A 17,500-nucleotide genomic window follows, 5' to 3' on the forward strand; every position below is an offset into this window, starting at 1 on the left:
AGGGCTCTTATGCTGATCTGGCTAGCCGAACTGTCGGACCACGTTCATTTTTTTAGTACACATTTCAGATTTCTCAATCTGTTCAGATACATCACGTTCCGTACCGGTGGCGCCCTCTTTACGTCCGCGTTTATCGTTTTCCTTTTCGGGCCGCGAATCATCTCCTCCCTGCGCGTGCGTCAGGGCAAGGGGCAGCCGATTCGCGCCGATGGTCCCCAGACGCACTTCAAGAAGGCCGGCACGCCGACGATGGGCGGATTGATGATCCTTGCCGGTATTGTCGTATCGTCTCTGCTGTGGGCTGATCTTGCCAACGTCTATGTGGTCGCCACGCTGCTTGTCACGCTCGGGTTCGGCGCGATCGGCTTTTATGACGACTATCTCAAGGTGACGAAGCAGAGCGACAAGGGTTTCTCCGGTCGCGCTCGCCTGGGCATCGAATTCGTCATTGCAGGCATTGCCGTGTATTTCATGATGACCACGGCACTGTCCTCCGGTCCTGCCGGCTCGACCTTCGGTTCGTCGATCGCTTTCCCCTTCTTCAAGAGCTTGCTGCTCAATCTCGGCATGTTTTTTGTGTTTTTCGGGGCTTTCGTCATCGTTGCCGCCGGTAATGCCGTGAACCTGACCGACGGACTTGACGGGCTTGCAATCGTACCGGTCATGATCGCGGCGGCTTCCTTCGGTGTCATCGCCTATCTCGCCGGCAACTTCGTCTTTGCTGACTACCTCGCCATCAATTTCGTGCCGGGTACGGGCGAACTGGCGGTGGTTCTCGGCGCAGTCATCGGCGCCGGCCTTGGCTTTCTGTGGTTCAACGCGCCGCCGGCGGCCATCTTCATGGGCGATACCGGCTCGCTGGCGCTGGGCGGCATGATCGGTTCGGTTGCCGTCGCCACCAAGCACGAGATCGTCATGGCGATCATCGGCGGTCTTTTCGTCGTCGAGGCGCTTTCCGTCATCATCCAGGTCGGCTTCTTCAAGATGACCAAGCGCCGCGTCTTCCTAATGGCGCCGATCCACCATCACTTCGAAAAGAAGGGCTGGACGGAAAGCCAGGTGGTGGTTCGCTTCTGGATCGTCGCGGTCATTCTGGCGATGGTCGGCCTCTCCACCCTGAAACTGCGGTGAGGCATCGATGATCCCCGTCACCACGCTGAAAGGAAAAAAAGTCGCCCTGTTCGGCCTCGGCGGCTCGGGCTTTGCGACGGCGCGTGCGCTTGTTGCCGGCGGTGCCGAGGTCACGGCCTGGGACGACAATCCGGACAGCGTGGCTACAGCGGCCGCGGAAGGAATAGCGGTCGCCGATCTCAGGACGATCGACTGGAACGGGCTATCGGTCTTCGTTCTGTCGCCCGGCGTGCCGCTGACACATCCCAAGCCGCACTGGACAGTTGATCTTGCGCATGCCGCAGGCGTCGAGATCATCGGCGATGTCGAGCTGTTCGTCCGCGAGCGCCGGGCGCACGCGCCGGATTGCCCGTTCATCGCCATCACCGGAACCAACGGCAAATCGACGACGACGGCGCTGATCGCCCATATCCTGCAGTCGAGCGGTCGCGACACGCAGCTTGGCGGCAACATCGGCACGGCCATCCTCACGCTCGATCCGCCGAAGGCCGGGCGCTATTACGTCGTCGAATGCTCGTCCTACCAGATCGATCTTGCAACGACGCTCAATCCCTCGGCCGGCATTCTGCTGAACCTGACGCCCGATCATCTCGATCGGCACGGCACGATGCAGCACTATGCCGATATCAAGGAGCGGCTCGTCGCCGGAAGCGGCGTGGCCGTCGTTGGCGTCGATGACAGTCATTCTTCATTGATCGCCGATCGTATCGAGCGGGCCGGGGGCAAGGTGACGCGGATTTCACGTCGGCACGTGCTTGCTGACGGCCTTTATGCCGAAGGCAGCCGCATCATGCAGGCATCTGTCGGTGCGACGAGAGAGATCGCCGATCTCGATGGCATCCAGACATTGCGTGGCGGCCATAACGCGCAGAACGCTGCAGCGGCTATCGCCGCATGCCTGGCGGTCGGCGTTTCTCCCGATGAGATCCGCGCCGGGCTGAAATCCTTTCCCGGCCTCAAGCATCGCATGCAGCCGGTCGGACGGCGCGGCCGGGTCGTGTTCGTCAACGACTCCAAGGCGACCAATGCGGATGCCGCGGCGCCGGCGCTTTCGAGCTATGAGAATATCTATTGGATCGCCGGCGGCCTGCCGAAAGAGGGCGGGATCACGACCCTGGCGCCGCTCTTTCCGCGTATTGCGAAAGCCTATCTGATCGGAGAGGCGGCGCCCGCCTTTGCGGCGACGCTCGGCGAACAGGTGCCCTACGAGATATCGGGCACGCTGGAACGCGCTGTCGCGCACGCGGCCGCCGATGCGGACAGGGATGAACATGAGTCCGCAGCGGTGATGCTTTCACCGGCCTGCGCAAGCTTCGATCAATACAAGAATTTCGAGGTCAGGGGTGACGCCTTCGTCAGTCATGTGGCTGCGATCGAGGGTGTCACCATGCTGATCGGTTCAGCAACAGGAGGCATATGATATGGTAAGCCGCGTTGAGCGTGGGGCCTTGGCCGAATGGTTCTGGACCATCGACCGTGTGTTCCTGGCATTATTCATCCTGCTGATCGGTATCGGCTTCATGCTTTCCTTCGCGGCCTCGCCGGCGGTGGCGGAGCGCATCGGGCTTGAGCCCTTCCACTTCGTCAAACGCCACGCCTTGTTCCTCGTTCCGGCAATCGCGGCGATGATCGGCATTTCCTTCATGACGCCGCGGCAGGTGCGGCGCACGGCGGTCATCCTGCTGGTTGTCTCGCTGGCAATGATGCTTTTTGCCCTGTTCTTCGGCATCGAGGTCAAGGGGTCGCGACGCTGGGTCAACATCGCGGCGCTGTCGATCCAGCCGTCGGAATTCATGAAGCCTGCTTTCGTTGTCGTCTGCGCCTGGCTGTTTGCCGAGCATGCGCGCCAGCCGGAAATTCCGGGTAATCTCTTCGCCATCATTCTCTTCGGCATTGTCGCTGCGCTGCTTGTCGCGCAGCCGGACCTTGGTCAGACGATCCTGACGACAGCCGTCTGGGGCGGCATGTTCTTCATGGCCGGCATGCCCTGGCTCTGGATTTCGGTGCTCGGCGGGCTTGGCGCCGGCGGGTTCGTCGCCGCTTATTACGTCTTTCCCCACGTGGCGCTCCGCGTCGATAAATTCATGACCGGCGAGGGTGATACGTTCCAGGTCGATACCGCCAAGGAAGCGATCGTTCACGGCAACTGGTTCGGTGTCGGCCCGGGCGAAGGCATCGTCAAGCGCATCATCCCCGACGCCCACACCGACTTCATCTTCTCGGTGGCCGCCGAAGAGTTCGGTGTCATCTTCTGCATGGTGCTCGTCTGCATCTTCGCGTTCCTGGTACTGCGGGGTCTGTCCCATGCCTACAAGGAAAAGAACGACTTCAATCGCTTCGCCGTTGCCGGCCTGGTGCTGCAGATCGGTATCCAGTCGATCATCAATATCGGCGTCAACCTGCAGCTGCTGCCGGCCAAGGGCATGACCTTGCCGCTGATTTCCTATGGTGGTTCATCGATGACCGCGATCTGCGTGACCGCAGGCTTCATTCTGGCGCTGACGCGTCACCGCCCGGAAAAGCGGGCGCAGGATCGCAGCCAGTTCCGCGTGACGCATGGATTGCCGGCGGAGTGACTGTCTTGAACTTGCCTGTGCTCCATCCCCGACATCTCTCTCTTGCTCATTCTCCGGTCGCTTTTCCAGAGGCGGCCGTCTATGAGGGAGGCTTGGCCCGCGTTGATGACGCGGTCGAGGCGGCTTCCTATATTAGGGATATGCCCCGAGTAGTGGGGTATTCGCGGGAGCGAAGATTATGAGTAAAGGTACTATCCTTCTTGCCGCCGGCGGAACCGGCGGTCACGTATTTCCGGCCGAGGCGCTGGCCTATAAGCTGAAGGAGCGCGGCTATTCCGTGCACCTCGTCACCGACAGCCGCGCCGAACGCTATGCCGGCAAGTTTCCTGCCGATGAGATCCATGTCGTGCCCTCGGCGACGATCGGCTCCAAGAATCCCTTGAAGGTTGCCGGCGCCTTATTGACGCTGTGGACGGGCATGCGCGCGGCGCGCAAGCTGATCAATAGAATCAAGCCGCTCTGCGTCGTCGGCTTCGGCGGCTACCCGACCGTTCCGCCGCTGCTGGCCGCCACCCGCATGGGTGTGCCGTCGATGATCCATGAACAGAATGCGGTCATGGGGCGTGCCAACAAGATGCTTGCGACGCGGGTACGCGCGATCGCGGGCGGTTTCCTGGTGGAAGATGGCGGCGCCTTTTCGGAAAAGACGGTGACGACCGGCAACCCGGTGCGCCCGGCCGTCATCGAGGCTGCCAAGCGGCCCTATGTGCCTTCTGTACCGGATGATCCTTTCAACCTGGTCGTCTTCGGCGGCAGTCAGGGTGCTCAGTATTTCTCAAAGGCGGTGCCAACGGCCATCAGCCTGCTGGAAGAGCCGCTGCGCAAGCGCCTGCGGATTACACAGCAGGTGCGACCCGAGGATATGGAGACGGTCAACAGCTGCACCAGAAGGCTGGAGATGGGCGCGGATATAGCGCCGTTCTTCACCGACATGGCCGAGCGTATCGGTGCGGCGCATCTGGTTCTCTGCCGCTCCGGGGCTTCGACGGTATCCGAGCTCGCCGTCATCGGCCGCCCGGCGATCCTCGTGCCCTATCCGCATGCGCTGGATCATGATCAGGCCGCCAATGCGGCAGCGCTTGCGGCAACCGGCGGCGTCAAGGTCATCGCGCAATCCGAGCTTACGCCGGAGAAGCTTTCGACCATTCTGCGCGGTTCGATGACGATGCCGGAAAAGCTCGCAAAGATGGCGGCTGCCGCCAAACAGGCAGGCAAGCCGGATGCGGCAAACTTGCTCGCCGACATGGTTGAGGCTATTGCCGGGGGACGTTCAATTCAGCAATTCAAGGGGGCAGGCGCATGAAGCTGCCGAAGGCAATCGGCCTTGTACATTTTATCGGGATCGGCGGTATCGGCATGAGCGGCATTGCCGAGGTGTTGCATAACCTCGGTCATCGCGTGCAGGGGTCCGATCAATCGGAAAGCGCCAACGTGCAGCGGCTGCGCGACAAGGGCATCCCGGTCCATATCGGTCACAAGGCGGAAAACCTCGGCGATGCCGAAGTCGTTGTTGTCTCCACTGCCATCAAGAAGAGCAATCCGGAACTCGTTGCCGCGCGCGAAAAGCTGTTGCCGGTGGTGCGCCGTGCCGAGATGCTTGCCGAGCTGATGCGTTTCCGCAATGCCATCGCCATCGGCGGCACGCATGGCAAGACCACGACCACGTCGCTGGTGGCAACGCTGCTCGAAGCCGGCGGGCTCGATCCGACCGTGATCAACGGCGGCATCATCAATGCCTACGGCACCAATGCGCGCATGGGCGAGGGCGAATGGATGGTGGTCGAAGCCGACGAATCGGACGGCACCTTCCTGAAGTTGCCGGCCGACGTCGCTGTGGTCACCAATATCGACCCGGAGCATCTTGATCACTACGGCAATTTCGATGCCGTCCGCGCCGCCTTCCGGCAGTTCGTCGAAAACGTGCCGTTCTACGGCTTCGGCGTCATGTGCATCGACCATCCGGAAGTCCAGTCCCTGGTCGGTCGAATCGAGGACCGCAAGATCATCACCTATGGCGAGAACCCGCAGGCTGATGTGCGCTTTGCAAATGTCCGCATCGACGGCACGCGGTCGCTGTTCGACGTCGAAATCCGCAGGCGCCGCACCGGCAAGGTGATCCACATCAAGGACCTCGTGATGCCGATGCCTGGTCGGCACAATATTTCCAATGCGACGGCGGCGGTTGCCGTTGCCAACCGGCTCGGCATCTCCAGCGAGGCGATCGCCAAGGGTCTGGCGTCTTTCGGCGGCGTCAAGCGCCGCTTCACGCTGACCGGCGAATGGAACGGGATCAAGGTCTTCGACGATTACGGCCATCACCCTGTCGAAATCAAGGCGGTGCTGAAGGCCGCGCGCGAAGCCTGCAATGGCCGTGTCATCGCTGTCCACCAGCCACACCGCTATACGCGTCTGTCGAGCCTCTTCGAGGAATTCGCCGCCTGCTTCAACGATGCCGACAGCATTTTCCTGGCACCCGTCTATGCCGCCGGCGAGGATCCGATCGAAGGCGTAGATTCGCAGACGCTGGTTTCGCGCATCAAGGCTGGTGGCCATCGCGACGCGCGCTATCTGCCATCGCAGGAAGATCTTGCCGCCATGGTTGCGGAGATTGCGCGACCGGGTGATTTTGTGGTTTTGTTGGGGGCTGGCAGCATTACGTATTGGGCAGCATCATTGCCAAAGGAATTGGAAGGCCTCTCGGGTAAGTCCGCATGAAACAGGTAAATGGGGAAAAGCTTCTGGCGTCGCTCGGCGACGGTGTAAAGGACATCAGGGGTCGGTTGACGCCGGATGCGCCGATGGATCGTGTGACGTGGTTCCGCGCCGGCGGGTTGGCGGAGCTGATGTTCCAGCCGCACGACACGGACGATCTCATTGCGTTCCTGAAGATCCTGCCAGAAGAAGTGCCGCTGACGGTGGTCGGCGTGGGTTCGAACATATTGGTGCGCGATGGCGGCATCCCGGGCATTGTCCTGCGGCTTTCGGCCAAGGGCTTCGGCTCTGTCGAACTCCAGGGCGATAACCGCATCCAGGCGGGCGCCGCATGCCCGGACAAGCACGTCGCGGCCATGGCGATGGACAACAGCATTGGCGGTTTCCATTTCTACTACGGCATACCGGGCACTATCGGCGGCGCGGCGCGGATGAATGCCGGCGCTAACGGCGTCGAGACACGCGAACGCGTCGTCCAGGTGCACGCGGTCGACCGCAAGGGCGAGAAGCATGTGCTGACCAATGCCGAGATGGGCTATAGCTATCGACATTCCGACGCTTCGGAAGATCTGATCTTCACCCATGTTCTGTTCGAGGGCTATCCCGAGGACAAGGCCAAGATCCGCGCAGAGATGGATGCCGTGCGGGCGCATCGCGAAACCGTGCAGCCGATTCGGGAGAAGACCGGCGGGTCGACCTTCAAGAATCCGGATGGTTTTTCCGCCTGGAAATTGATCGATGAGGCCGGTTGCCGCGGTCTTGTCATCGGCGGCGCGCAAATGTCGTCGCTGCACTGCAATTTCATGATCAACATGGAGCAGGCAACCGGTTACGATCTCGAATATCTGGGCGAGCAGGTTCGCCGCGAGGTTTTCGAGAAGTCCGGCGTCAAGCTGGAATGGGAAATCAAGCGCCTCGGCAGCTTCATGCCCGGCCGGGAAGTTCGTCCGTTCCAGGGCGTCACGACGGAGTAGGGTATTCTGATCCGTCTGTAGCTCACAAATTGATTCAACTGAAAAGGCCGGGTTTTCACCCGGCCTTTTCAGTTGGTTATCGCAATATCCTCAGATTTCGTCGTTGCCCGACAGGACGATGCCGATCAGCGAGAGCGCTGCCGCGGCCGTCAAGTAGTAGCCGACGTAGACCAGGCCGTAGTTCGTTGCGAGCCAGGTGGCGATATAGGGAGCGAGCGATGCACCGACGATGCCGCCGAGATTGAAGGTCATCGAGGCACCGGTATAACGCACGGCGGTCGGGAAGGGGGCAGCCAATGCCGCTCCGATCGGACCGTAGGTGAAGCCCATCAGCGCCAGGCCGATGATCGAGCAGGCGAAGGCGCCCGCAAGGCCGGCGGTCAGCAGCGACGAATAGAACAGGCCGAAGATCAAGATGCCGATGGTCGTGAGCACCAGAACCAGCCGGCGCGAATAGCGGTCCGAGAGCAGGCCGGAGATCGGAATCATCAGGCCGAAGAAGACGACGCCAACGAGCTGAACGACGAGGAACTGGCCTTGCGAATAGCCGAGACCTGCCGGCAGCGGTCCAGTGCCCGCCGGTCTGGTGCCCCAGCTCAAGGTAAATGCAGTCATCAGATAGAACAGCACGAAGGTCGCGACCGCGATGATCGTGCCGAGAAAGAGGCTGCGGAGGTGCGAGCGGAAGATGACAGCGATCGGAACGGAAACGCGCTCTTCCTTTTCGATGGCGCGGCGGAATTCCGGTGTTTCGGTGATTTTCAGTCGGACATAGAGGCCGACTGCGACCAATACGAGGCTGATCAGGAAGGGGATACGCCAGCCATGGCTCAGGAAGTCGGCATCCGTCATGCTTTCGCGGAGGGTCAGGAAGAGACCTGCCGAAAGGATGAAGCCGATGGGGGCGCCGAGCTGCGGGAACATGGCGTACCAGCTGCGCTTGCCTTCCGGCGCGTTCTCCGTGGCGAGCAACACCGCGCCGCCCCATTCGCCCCCGAGACCAAGGCCTTGGCCAAGACGGCAAAGTGCCAGCAGGAGCGGAGCCGCAACGCCGATTGATTCATAGGTCGGAAGCAGACCGATCACTACGGTCGAGAGGCCCATGGTCATCAATGCCGCGACGAGCGTCGCCTTTCGGCCGATTCGGTCACCAAAGTGGCCGAAGATCATCGCGCCGATCGGGCGCGCGAAGAAGGCGATGGAGAAGGTCGCGAAGGATTGCAGCGTCGCCGAGGTCGGATCGCTTGCAGGGAAAAACAGCTTCGGGAAGACGATAACCGCCGCCGTTGCATAGACGTAGAAATCGAAGAATTCGATCGTTGTGCCGATGAGGCTCGCGATCAGAACACGTGCCGGGGAATTCGCAACAGCATTGTTCGATGACGAGGGGGTCGGCGATAAAGGAGTTATCGCGTCAGTCATGGTCCCACCATTTTAGATGACGCTAAGGTTACCTTAGCGAGTAAAAGGTGTCCTTAGCGTAATTTTTATTCGACGCAAACGCTAAATGAACAAGAAATCACCGGTTGCATGCTATTGTTTAACCGTAATGGTTGATTCGCGAGCAACTGAGCGAATGTTGGCCACTGAGTGGGCGTGTCTTCGGCGAGTCCTTCCCGGGATCTTTTTCTAAAAATGGCTGACTTTCGCTTCGGTTGCGGGCACAGGAGAAGGGTTAATGCAGAAAAAACTCATTGCTGAGTTTCTTGGGACGTTCTGGCTCGTATTCGGCGGCTGCGGCAGTGCAATCTTCGCCGCGGCATTTCCGAGCCTCGGTATCGGTTTTCTAGGTGTTGCTTTTGCGTTTGGTTTGACGGTGCTTACCATGGCCTATGCGGTCGGCGGTATCTCGGGCGGCCATTTCAACCCAGCCGTTTCGGTTGGTCTGACGGTTGCCGGTCGTTTCCCCGCCGGGCAGCTCATTCCTTATATTGTCGCGCAGGTTGTCGGCGCGGTCGTGGCGGCGGCCGTGCTCTATCTGATCGCGAGCGGCAAGGCCGACTTCCAGCTCGGCGGCTTTGCGGCAAACGGCTACGGAGAACATTCGCCGGGTGGCTACCCCCTGCTATCGGCACTGGTCGCCGAGATCGTGTTGACCTTGTTCTTCCTGGTTGTGATTCTCGGTTCGACGAGCAGCAAGGTGCCGGCCGGCTTCGCGCCGATCGCGATCGGCCTTTCGCTGACGCTGATCCACCTCATTTCGATCCCGATCACCAATACCTCGGTCAATCCGGCCCGTTCGACAGGGCAGGCCCTGTTCGTCGGCGGTTGGGCGTTGCAGCAGCTTTGGCTGTTCTGGGTGGCGCCGATCGTGGGTGGCGCGTTAGGGGGACTCGTCTGGAAATTGGTCGACGACAACGAATGAGATCAGCGTCGGTTTAAGATTTTCAGGCCCGCATCGGACCCCTCGATGCGGGCCTCTTTGTTTAAAAAAATCTAAATGTCGACATTCAAAAGTAGCAACTCTCTGATTCCAATGGCAGAATTCTTTAGACCGATTTGATTCGAGAAAACCGACCATCGGCAGGGCGACCGAAAGTTAACGAAAGTAAACGCTTCATTAACCTTAATGTCGTTCTAATCGGACCATGGAAAGCGGGGCGAGAATCGCTGTAGGCGAGGTCGAGCGAACGCAGAGAAGAGACTGTAAACACTGGGGGTATTGATGGGTGGCAAGCATGTGGCTGTCCTTTTGGGCGGATTTTCCTCGGAAAGGCCGGTCAGCCTTTCCTCGGGAAAGGCATGCGCTGATGCCCTCGAAGCCGAAGGATTTGAGGTTACCCGCATCGACGTGGATCGCGACGTCGCCAGCCGCCTGGCCGAAATGAAGCCCGACGTGGTCTTCAACGCGCTGCACGGTCCTTTCGGTGAGGACGGCACCATTCAGGGTATTCTTGAATATCTGCAGATCCCATACACGCATTCCGGGGTGCTCGCCTCCGCTCTCGCGATGGACAAATCCCGCGCAAAGACGGTTGCCGCAGCGGCCGGCATTCCCGTTGCCAGTTCGATCGTCATGGATCGCTTCGGCATTGTCGGCGAGCATCCGATGAAGCCGCCCTATGTCGTCAAGCCTGTGCGCGAAGGGTCAAGCTTCGGCGTCGTCATCGTCAAGGAGGATCAGGCGCATCCGCCGCAGATCATCACGTCTTCGGAGTGGCGCTATGGCGATGAAGTGCTGGTCGAACGTTATATTCCGGGTCGCGAGCTGACGTGCGGGGTGATGGGCGACAAGGTTCTCGGCGTCACCGAGATCGTGCCGCTGGGTCACAGTTTCTATGATTATGACGCCAAGTACGCCCATGGTGGATCAAAACATGTGCTTCCGGCGGAAATTTCACCAAATCTTTACCAAAACATACAAACATTATCGTTAAGGGCGCATGAAGCTATCGGCTGCCGTGGCGTCAGTCGGTCTGACTTCCGTTTTGACGATCGCTTTTCCGAAGAGGGTGAACTTGTTTGGCTGGAGATCAATACTCAGCCGGGCATGACGCCTACCTCATTGGTGCCCGAAATGGCCGCTCACGCCGGCTACGCTTTTGGTGAATTTCTCCGGTGGATGGTGGAGGACGCGTCTTGTTTGCGCTGACGGTCAAAAATATGAGGCGGTCCCGTCATCGCGTCCCGCTCGCCATCGACGATGTCGAGGATACGTTCGTGCTGCCGCGCCCGATGCGCCGCACCGTACGCTTCCTGGTCAGTCTCGGCTCGGGCCGCGTTAACATTCCAGCTCATACGGGCACGGTTTCCACCCTTGTACTCCTGGCTGTGACGGGTCTTTACGGCATGTCGATCGGCGGGCACAGCCAGGCTGTCGCCGAGGCGACGACGTCGGCTGCCGGTTTCGCCATCGAGGACGTGAAAGTTTCGGGCAACGACGAAACGTCGGAAATCGAGATCCTGCAGCTGCTCGGTCTCGACGGTACGACGTCGCTGGTCGCTCTCAATGCGGATGCGGCTCGCCAGAAGATCGCCAATCTGCCCTGGGTGCAGAGCGTCGAGGTCCGCAAGGTCTATCCCAGAACTGTCGAGGTGAAGCTGACGGAGCGCAAGGCCTATGCCATCTGGCAGCATGGCTCCGAGCTTTCGCTGATCCAGAAGGACGGCAGCGTGATCGCACCACTGCGCGACAACAAGTTCGCAAAGCTGCCGCTCTTCGTCGGCCGCGATGCTGAAACGGCAGCCGCTTCCATCGATGACGAATTCGCCAAGTGGCAGGATATTCGCGACCATGTGAGGGCGTTTGTACGCGTCGCCGGTCGCCGGTGGGATCTCTATCTCGACAACGGCGTAATCATCAAATTGCCGGAAGACAATATCGATGGCGCGCTCGCCCGGCTGACCAAGCTCGACAAGGATCAGAACCTTCTGCAGCGCGACATCGCCGCCGTTGATCTCCGTCTCGGCGATCGTACCGCCATTGAATTGACCCCAGACGCAGCGGTTCGCCGTGAAGCTGCTGTCGACGCCAGAAACAAGGCTTTGAAGAAAGCAGGGCAGGATACATGAGCTTGTTCGGTTCGTCCCATTTTGGCCTGCCTCGGTTGAAGCCGCTGTCCTCGAAGCGGTCGCATATCGTATCGGTCCTCGATATCGGCTCGACGAAGGTCGTCTGCATGATCGGCCGGCTGACACCGCGCGAGGAGAGCCAGGTTCTCCCGAACCGCACGCATAATATCGAGATCATCGGCATCGGCCATCAGCGCTCCCGCGGCATCAAGACCGGCGTGATCGCAGATCTCGATGCGCTGGAAAGCGTGGTCCGGCTCTCCGTCGATGCGGCTGAGCGCATGGCGGGCCTTACCGTCGATAGCCTGATCGTCAATGTTTCCGCCGGACGCCTCGGCAGCGATATCTATACCGCGACGATCGATCTGGGCGGTCAGGAAGTCGAAAGCAACGATCTCAAGAAAGTGTTGGCCGCGGCCTGCCAGCAGTCGATCCGCCAGGAGCGTGCCGTCCTGCATTCGCTGGCGACCGGTTATTCCCTCGATGGCGAGCGCGGCATTCGCGATCCGCTGGCGATGTTCGGCGATGTGCTGGGTGTCGACATGCATGTCGTGACGGCCGAGCGTGCGGCGCTCCGCAATCTCGAGCTCTGCATCAATCGTGCGCATCTGTCGGTCGAGGGCATGGTGGCAACTCCTTATGCCAGCGGCCTTGCCGCTCTCGTCGATGACGAAGTCGAGCTCGGTTGCGCCGCAATCGATATGGGTGGCGGCACGACGACGATCTCGGTCTTTGCCGAAGGCAAGCTGGTGCATACCGATGCCGTCAGCCTTGGCGGCCATCATGTGACCACAGATCTTGCCCGCGGCCTTTCGACCCGCATCGAGGATGCCGAGCGGCTGAAGGTGGTGCATGCCTCCGCGCTGGCGAACTCCTCGGATGAGCGCGAGCTGATTTCCATTCCGCCGATCGGCGAGGATGAGCGCGATCAGCCGACACAGGTGCCGAAGGCTCTGGTGTCGCGCATCGTCAAGGCCCGCATCGAGGAAACCCTCGAGCTGATCCGCGATCGCATTCAGCGCTCGGGCTTCAGCCCGATCGTCGGCAAACGCGTCGTCCTGACCGGCGGTGCCAGCCAGTTGACCGGCCTGCCGGATGTGGCGCGCCGCGTTCTTGCCCGCAATGTCCGCATCGGCCGCCCCATGGGCGTGTCCGGCCTGCCGACCGCGGCCAAGGGGCCGGCTTTTTCGACGGCGGTGGGCCTGATGATCTATCCGCAGGTTGCGGACATGGAGACACATGCGCCGAGCAGCGGCTTGCTCTCGTCGCTTGGAGGTAACAACAGCCGGATCGGCCGTGTCGGCCAATGGCTGAAAGAGAGTTTTTGAATGCCTGATCCCGGCAAATCTTTCCGGGGTAGGCGTCAGGCAAGTGAAATCGAGTGAATTGGCCGGCGTGGCGATGCGGCCATAGAGAGAAGGAACGGGTACAATGACTATCAAGCTGCATAAGCCAGACATCACCGAGCTTAAGCCGCGTATCACCGTGTTCGGTGTCGGCGGCGGCGGCGGCAATGCTGTCAACAACATGATCACGGCAGGCTTGCAGGGCGTCGATTTCGTCGTCGCCAACACCGACGCGCAGGCGCTGACGATGACGAAGGCCGAGCGAATCATCCAGCTCGGCGTCAACGTCACGGAAGGTCTCGGCGCCGGTTCGCAGCCGGAAGTCGGCCGCGCAGCTGCCGAGGAATGCATCGATGAGATCATCGATCACCTCAACGGCACGCACATGTGCTTCGTCACCGCCGGCATGGGCGGCGGCACGGGCACGGGTGCAGCGCCTGTTGTCGCGCAGGCCGCCCGCAACAAGGGCATCCTGACCGTCGGCGTCGTCACCAAGCCGTTCCACTTCGAAGGCGGCCGTCGCATGCGGCTTGCTGAAATGGGTATCCAGGAACTGCAGAAGTCGGTCGACACGCTGATCGTCATTCCGAACCAGAATCTGTTCCGCATCGCCAACGACAAGACGACTTTCGCCGACGCGTTCTCGATGGCCGACCAGGTTCTTTATTCGGGCGTTGCCTGCATCACCGATCTGATGGTGAAGGAAGGTCTCATCAACCTCGATTTCGCCGACGTCCGCTCGGTCATGCGCGAAATGGGCCGCGCCATGATGGGTACCGGCGAGGCTTCCGGCCAGGGCCGCGCGATGCAGGCTGCAGAAGCCGCCATCGCCAACCCGCTGCTCGACGAAACCTCGATGAAGGGCGCACAGGGCCTGCTGATCTCGATCACCGGTGGTCGCGACCTCACCCTGTTTGAAGTCGATGAGGCTGCGACCCGCATCCGCGAGGAAGTCGATCCGGACGCCAACATCATCCTCGGCGCCACCTTCGACGAATCGCTCGAAGGCATCATCCGCGTCTCCGTCGTTGCAACGGGTATCGACCGTGCGATGAACGAAGCGGCCGACAGGGGCATGGAATTCCGCCCGGTCGCGAAGCCGGCTATCCGTCCTTCCGCGGCCGCCGCCCCGGCAGCGGCCGCAGCTCAGCCTGCCCATGTCGCGCAGGCCCACACCGCTCCGGCTCCTCGCACCATCGATCCGGTCGCCCAGACCATTCGTGCTGCCGAAGCCGACCTGGAACGCGAGCTGGAAATCCAGATGGGTCGTCAGCCTCAAGTTCAGCAGCAGCCGGTCATGCCGCAGGCTTCAGCGCCTGAGGAGAACTTCCGTCCGCAGAGCCGCATCTTTGCGGCAGCGCCGGAAGCTCAGCCCGTCCGTCAGGCTCCGGTTCAGCCGCAGCCGGCGCCGGTCATGCAGCAGCAGCCGATCATCCGTCAGGCTCCCGAGCAGGTCCGCATGCCGAAGGTGGAAGACTTCCCGCCGGTGGTTAAGGCCGAGATGGAACATCGCGCCCAGCCGGTCGCCGCTCAGGCTGCCGAAGAGCGCGGTCCCATGGGCCTGCTGAAGCGAATCACCAATTCGCTTGGTCGTCGCGACGAAGATCCTGCTTTCGACGATATGATGGCTCCGGCCGCTGCCGCTCCGCAGCAGCGTCGTGCGCCGTCGCCGGAAGCGAGCCTCTACGCACCGCGTCGCGGCCAGCTCGACGATCAGGGCCGCCAGGTTCCGGCGGCACGCATGACGAGCCATGAAGACGATCAGCTCGAAATTCCGGCCTTCCTGCGTCGTCAGTCGAACTGAGCCAATATTGGGCGGCCTTTTAATAGGTTGCTAACCATCTTTGAGAAAACCGGGGTCGAAAGATCCCGGTTTTCCTTATTTCAGACTCGTTGTCGTATCTGAAATTATCCTGCAAATTCAAACAACTGCTTTCGTAACAAAGCGAAAGAAACAGTGATTTGGAATGCGATGCCTCGGCGCGTATGTAGTTACCAAGCAAGCCTGCGGAATCACATTCAATGATGAACGTATGTGGCGCCCGCAGCATGATTAACAGACTGAACCGGCAATAAGGTAAGCGTCCGAAGATGACCGCCCGGCCTGGATCAGATAGACGAAGGCAGAACTTATATGGCAATCGGATTGCTGGGTTTTCAGACCACCATTGCAAACCCCGTGACACTTTCGGGTATAGGCGTTCATTCGGGCGCCGATGTGTCGATCACTTTCTATCCAGCCGAGGCTGGTAGCGGCATTGTTTTCCAGCGTCTGCATGACAATGGCGACGTGACGGAACTGCGCGCCGTTTCCTCGCAGGTTGGCAATACGGATCTCTGCACCGTGCTCGGCTTCTCGCCGTCGCGCTCCGTCGCGACTGTGGAGCATGTCATGGCGGCTATCTACGCCGTCGGTCTCGACAACGTCGCCATCGAAGTTACGGGCGCTGAAATGCCGATCATGGACGGCAGTTCCTTTCCGTTCATCGAGGCCATCGAGCAGGTCGGTATCGTTTCGCTTGGCGTCAAGCGCCGTTACATCCGGGTTACCAAGCCGGTGCGTATCGAGGCTGGCGGTTCCTGGTGCGAATTCCGTCCCTATGACGGGACGCGGTTCGAGGTCGAGATCGATTTCGAATGCCCGCTGATCGGCCGGCAGAAATGGGAAGGCGACCTGACCGCCGAGACCTTCAAGACCGAACTGTCGCGCGCTCGCACCTTCGGTTTCATGCGCGATGTCGAACGCCTCTGGGCTTCGGGTCACGCGCTGGGTTCGTCGTTGGAAAATTCCGTTGTCATCTCCGACGACGATACGGTCATCAACGTTGAGGGTCTGCGTTACGCCAAGGACGAATTCGTTCGCCACAAGACGTTGGATGCCGTTGGCGATCTGGCGATGGCAGGTGCGCAGTTCATCGGTCATTACCGTTCCTATCGCGGCGGTCATCGTATGAATGCGAATGCTCTGAAGGCATTGCTCAGCGATCCCAGCGCCTACGATGTCGTCGAAACATCGGCGCCGCGTCAGCGTGCTCACAGCCGCGATTTCGTTCCGGTCAACGCGCCGGAATTCGCGCCCTGGTCGGCGTGATTTTCAGACCTTAGACAGGAAACGACGCCGCTCCGATGAGGAGCGGCTTTTTTTTGGGCGGGAGATTCGCGAGGTTTGCCTTCAGTCGGTGCAGGACATGGAAGTCAGGGAGACCGGCGAAAGAATTCCCAGTCAAAACAGTGATTAAGCCCGCTGATATGCGGTCTTCGCCACAAAAATGCGTTAATGCATCATCATTGCGTTGCCCTGATGGTGTTTTTGCGGCTAGAAACGCCAGCGAGAGAATGCCGTCTCCGCAACGACGGCTAGTGGGACAGTGATCCGATGGGTTTTGCAAGGTCTGAAAGCATGAAGATTACAACACGGGCTTTGCTCGTATCGCTTCTCCTCGCTGGTACCGGTGCGGTGGTGACGGGTTGTAATACGAAAAAGGATATCGACATCACCAAGCTCGGTGTCGAGACCGATCCGCCGGAACTGCTCTATAATCAGGGCCTTGCCAACATCAAGGCAGGCAATATGACGGAGGCCGGTAAAAAGTTCGATGCCATCAACCAGCAGCAGCCATTCTCGGAATGGGCGCGCAAGGCGCTGGTGATGAGCACTTTCGTGAAGTACCGCACAGGTCGCTATGATGATGCCGTGCAGACAGGCAATAGCTATCTCAAGCAATATCCCGGCTCCGAGGATGCTGACTACGTCCAGTATCTCGTCGGTTCGTCCTACGCCAAGCAGATTGTCAACGTGACCCAGGATCAGCGCGCCGCGCAGCAGACGATGGAGGCGATGACCAAACTCGTCAACAACTATCCGAAATCGCAGTATGTCAGCGACGCGCAGGAGAAGATTCGCTTTGCCCGCGACCAGCTCGCCGGCAAGGAAATGCAGATCGGGCGCTACTATCTCGAGCGCAAGGATTATCTTGCCGCGATCGCTCGCTTCCGCGTGGTCATCGAGCAGTATCCAACTACGAATCAGATCGAGGAAGCTCTGGCGCGCCTGGTCGAAGCTTATTACGCCATGGGCATCGTTCCCGAGGCGCAGACGGCAGCAGCTGTTCTCGGCCACAATTATCCGGATAGCCGCTGGTATGCCGACTCATATAAGCTGCTGAAGAGCGGCGGCGTCGAGCCGAGCGAAAACACTGGTTCCTGGATTTCCAGAGCGGGCAAGAAACTTATACTTGGGACGTGAGAT

The 17,500-nt window shown here is 60.2% G+C and carries 14 protein-coding genes; 13 read left to right on the forward strand and 1 reads right to left on the reverse strand.

Annotated elements, in window-relative coordinates; translation table 11 throughout:
• Positions 1–9: 9 nt before the first annotated feature.
• The 6 genes from mraY to murB all read left to right on the forward strand — a co-directional run bounded on the left by mraY (position 10) and on the right by murB (position 7,393).
• Positions 10–1,131 (forward strand): phospho-N-acetylmuramoyl-pentapeptide-transferase, encoded by a 1,122-nt coding sequence (gene mraY, locus FHT29_RS23480; RefSeq protein WP_037202734.1) that lies wholly within the window; start codon positions 10–12, stop codon positions 1,129–1,131.
• Between the two features lie 7 nt (positions 1,132–1,138).
• The gene (gene murD / locus FHT29_RS23485) at positions 1,139–2,551 is read left to right on the forward strand and encodes a UDP-N-acetylmuramoyl-L-alanine--D-glutamate ligase (RefSeq protein WP_047558083.1); all 1,413 of its coding nucleotides are present in this window, start codon (positions 1,139–1,141) and stop codon (positions 2,549–2,551) included.
• A 1-nt stretch (position 2,552) separates the two neighbouring features.
• Positions 2,553–3,707: a putative lipid II flippase FtsW gene (ftsW, locus tag FHT29_RS23490; RefSeq protein ID WP_037202730.1), complete on the forward strand. Its 1,155-nt coding sequence runs from the start codon at positions 2,553–2,555 to the stop codon at positions 3,705–3,707.
• Between the two features lie 178 nt (positions 3,708–3,885).
• Positions 3,886–5,010 (forward strand): undecaprenyldiphospho-muramoylpentapeptide beta-N-acetylglucosaminyltransferase, encoded by a 1,125-nt coding sequence (murG, locus tag FHT29_RS23495; protein WP_037202728.1) that lies wholly within the window; start codon positions 3,886–3,888, stop codon positions 5,008–5,010.
• Positions 5,007–6,422 carry a UDP-N-acetylmuramate--L-alanine ligase gene (gene murC, locus FHT29_RS23500; protein WP_037202727.1) on the forward strand — a complete coding sequence of 472 codons (1,416 nt, stop codon included), beginning with the start codon at positions 5,007–5,009 and terminating at the stop codon, positions 6,420–6,422. Before murG ends, murC begins: the two co-directional genes overlap by 4 nt.
• The gene (gene murB / locus FHT29_RS23505) at positions 6,419–7,393 is read left to right on the forward strand and encodes a UDP-N-acetylmuramate dehydrogenase (RefSeq protein WP_047558081.1); all 975 of its coding nucleotides are present in this window, start codon (positions 6,419–6,421) and stop codon (positions 7,391–7,393) included. The genes murC and murB overlap by 4 nt, the downstream gene beginning before the upstream one ends.
• A gap of 90 nt (positions 7,394–7,483) precedes the next feature.
• On the opposite strand, the gene FHT29_RS23510 is transcribed toward murB, so the two are convergent.
• A complete protein-coding gene (locus FHT29_RS23510) occupies positions 7,484–8,815 on the reverse strand; it encodes an MFS transporter (protein WP_037202724.1) in 1,332 nt (443 codons plus the stop codon).
• 256 nt (positions 8,816–9,071) lie between these two features.
• On the opposite strand from FHT29_RS23510, the gene aqpZ reads away from it, so the two are divergent.
• From aqpZ to FHT29_RS23545, 7 genes are all read left to right on the forward strand, one after another.
• Complete coding sequence (gene aqpZ / locus FHT29_RS23515; RefSeq protein WP_047558078.1) at positions 9,072–9,758, forward strand: aquaporin Z; 687 nt, start codon at positions 9,072–9,074, stop codon at positions 9,756–9,758.
• Between the two features lie 300 nt (positions 9,759–10,058).
• Complete coding sequence (locus FHT29_RS23520) at positions 10,059–10,985, forward strand: D-alanine--D-alanine ligase (RefSeq protein WP_047558077.1); 927 nt, start codon at positions 10,059–10,061, stop codon at positions 10,983–10,985.
• Between the two features lie 11 nt (positions 10,986–10,996).
• Positions 10,997–11,905: a cell division protein FtsQ/DivIB gene (locus tag FHT29_RS23525; RefSeq protein ID WP_208865007.1), complete on the forward strand. Its 909-nt coding sequence runs from the start codon at positions 10,997–10,999 to the stop codon at positions 11,903–11,905.
• Entirely contained in the window at positions 11,902–13,233 is a 1,332-nt protein-coding gene (ftsA, locus tag FHT29_RS23530; protein WP_037202716.1) for a cell division protein FtsA, read from the forward strand. Before FHT29_RS23525 ends, ftsA begins: the two co-directional genes overlap by 4 nt.
• Before the next feature lie 103 nt (positions 13,234–13,336).
• Positions 13,337–15,055, forward strand: coding sequence for a cell division protein FtsZ (ftsZ, locus tag FHT29_RS23535; RefSeq protein ID WP_047558074.1), 1,719 nt, complete (start codon positions 13,337–13,339; stop codon positions 15,053–15,055).
• Positions 15,056–15,385: 330 nt separating this feature from the next.
• Positions 15,386–16,342 (forward strand): UDP-3-O-acyl-N-acetylglucosamine deacetylase, encoded by a 957-nt coding sequence (gene lpxC / locus FHT29_RS23540; RefSeq protein ID WP_047558072.1) that lies wholly within the window; start codon positions 15,386–15,388, stop codon positions 16,340–16,342.
• 285 nt (positions 16,343–16,627) lie between these two features.
• The gene (locus tag FHT29_RS23545; protein WP_173410968.1) at positions 16,628–17,497 is read left to right on the forward strand and encodes an outer membrane protein assembly factor BamD; all 870 of its coding nucleotides are present in this window, start codon (positions 16,628–16,630) and stop codon (positions 17,495–17,497) included.
• Positions 17,498–17,500: the final 3 nt, after the last annotated feature.

Source organism: Rhizobium sp. SG741, from assembly GCF_012275435.1.
Taxonomy (GTDB): Bacteria; Pseudomonadota; Alphaproteobacteria; order Rhizobiales; family Rhizobiaceae; genus Rhizobium; species Rhizobium lusitanum.